1 protein-coding gene is annotated in these 1,963 nt (G+C 70.7%); it reads left to right on the plus strand.

Going from position 1 to position 1,963, the window contains the following annotated elements; genetic code table 11:
• Positions 1–16 precede the first annotated feature (16 nt).
• Positions 17–1,963: ABC transporter ATP-binding protein (locus EIO58_RS17000; protein WP_164861828.1), on the plus strand; the 1,947-nt coding region annotated here is incomplete at its 3' end.

Consider the following 1,963-nt stretch of genomic DNA (forward strand, 5'->3'; position numbering starts at 1 on the left):
GCGCGGGGGCGGCGGGATGAGCCGCGGCGGCGGGGGTGGCGGCGGCCATCCCGGCTTCCGGCCGGTCGACACCGAGGCGCAGCGGCGCGAGAACGCCGAGGCTCCGCGCATCCCGCACCTCGGCCGCCGCGTCGTCGCGCTGTTCCGGCCGTACACGGGGTCGATCGTCGTCACGGGGCTCCTCGTCGTCGTCGGCGCGGCCATCGCGGTGATCCCCGCGCTCCTCGTCCAGCGGATCTTCGACGACGCGCTCTTCCCCGTCGACGGATCGGGACCCGACCTGTCGCTGCTGTGGTCGCTCATCGCGGTCATGATCGGCCTGTTCCTGCTCTCCGCCGTCGTCGGCGTCGCCCAGACGTGGCTCACCTCCACCGTCGGCAACCGGGTGACGGGCGACCTGAGGGTGAAGCTGTTCGACCACCTCCAGGCGATGGAGCTCGCATTCTTCACGCGGACCAAGACCGGCGTCATCCAGTCGCGCCTGCAGAACGATGTGGGAGGAGTGTCGGGCGTCCTCACCAACACCGTCACGAGCATCCTCGGCAACACCGTCACGGTGGTCGCATCGCTGGTCGCGATGATCATCATCGACTGGCGGCTGACGATCATCGCGGTCATCCTGATGCCCGGGCTGGTGCTCGTGCAGCGCCGCGTCGGGCAGGTGCGCGCCCGTATCGCCGGCGAGACGCAGGAGTCGCTGTCGGAGCTCACCGCGATCACGCAGGAGACGCTGAGCGTGTCGGGCATCCTGCTGTCGAAGTCGTTCAACCGGCAGCGCGCCGAGTCCGCACGGTATGCCGACGAGAACCGCAACCAGGTGCGACTGCAGGTGCGCCGTGCGATGAGCGGCCAGGGCTTCTTCGCCGTCGTGCAGGTGCTGATGGCGAGCGTCCCGGCCATCATCTACCTCGTCGCGGGCTACTTCATCGTGGGCGGCAGCGACGCGATCACGGCGGGCACGATCGTCGCCTTCACGACCGTGCAGGCGCGGCTGCTCATGCCGCTCATGGGGCTGATGCGCGTGTCGCTCGACCTGCAGACCTCGGCGGCGCTGTTCGCGCGCATCTTCGAGTACCTCGACCTGGAGCCGACGATCCGCGACGCGCCCGACGCGGTCGACGTCGACAGGGCGCCCGGCCCGCTCGGCCGCATCGAGTTCCGCGACGTCGTCTTCCGTTACCCGGATGCCGCCCCCGATACGCGTCCGACCCTGCGAGGCGTGTCGTTCGTCGCCGAGCCCGGGCAGCATGTCGCGTTCGTCGGGCCGTCCGGCGCCGGCAAGACGACGGTGCTGTACCTCACGCCGCGCCTGTACGAGGCATCCGACGGCGCCGTCCTGTTCGCCGGCGAAGACGTGCGGCGGCTCCGGCTCGAGACGATCATCGACAACATCGGCATCGTGTCGCAAGAGACCTACCTCTTCCACGCCACGATCCGCGAGAACCTGCGCTACGCCAAGCCGGATGCGACGGATGCCGAGCTCGAGGCGGCGTGCCGCGCGGCCAACATCCACCACGTGATCGAGCGGTTCGAGGACGCGTACGACACGATCGTCGGCGAACGCGGCTACCGCCTGTCGGGCGGTGAGAAGCAGCGCATCGCGATCGCGCGCGTGCTCCTGAAGGACCCCCCGGTGCTGCTGCTGGATGAGGCGACGTCGGCGCTCGACACCGTGTCGGAGCGGGTCGTGCAGGAGGCGCTCGATGCCGCGGCGCGCGGCCGCACGACCCTGTCGATCGCGCATCGCCTCTCGACCGTCATCGCCGCCGATGTCATCCACGTGGTCGAGGCGGGGCACATCGTCGAGTCCGGCACCCACGCGTCGCTCGTCGCGCGCGGAGGGCTCTATGCCGAGCTGGCGGCCGAGCAGCTCGCGTCGTCGCGGATCCTCGAGGCCGAGGAGTCGGAGCCGCCGCCCGACCATCCGGATCGCCGCGCGGATCGGCCGCCGCGCGAGCCCGCG

This window comes from Microbacterium sp. CPCC 204701 (genome assembly GCF_004010105.1).
Lineage (GTDB): Bacteria > Actinomycetota > Actinomycetes > Actinomycetales > Microbacteriaceae > Microbacterium.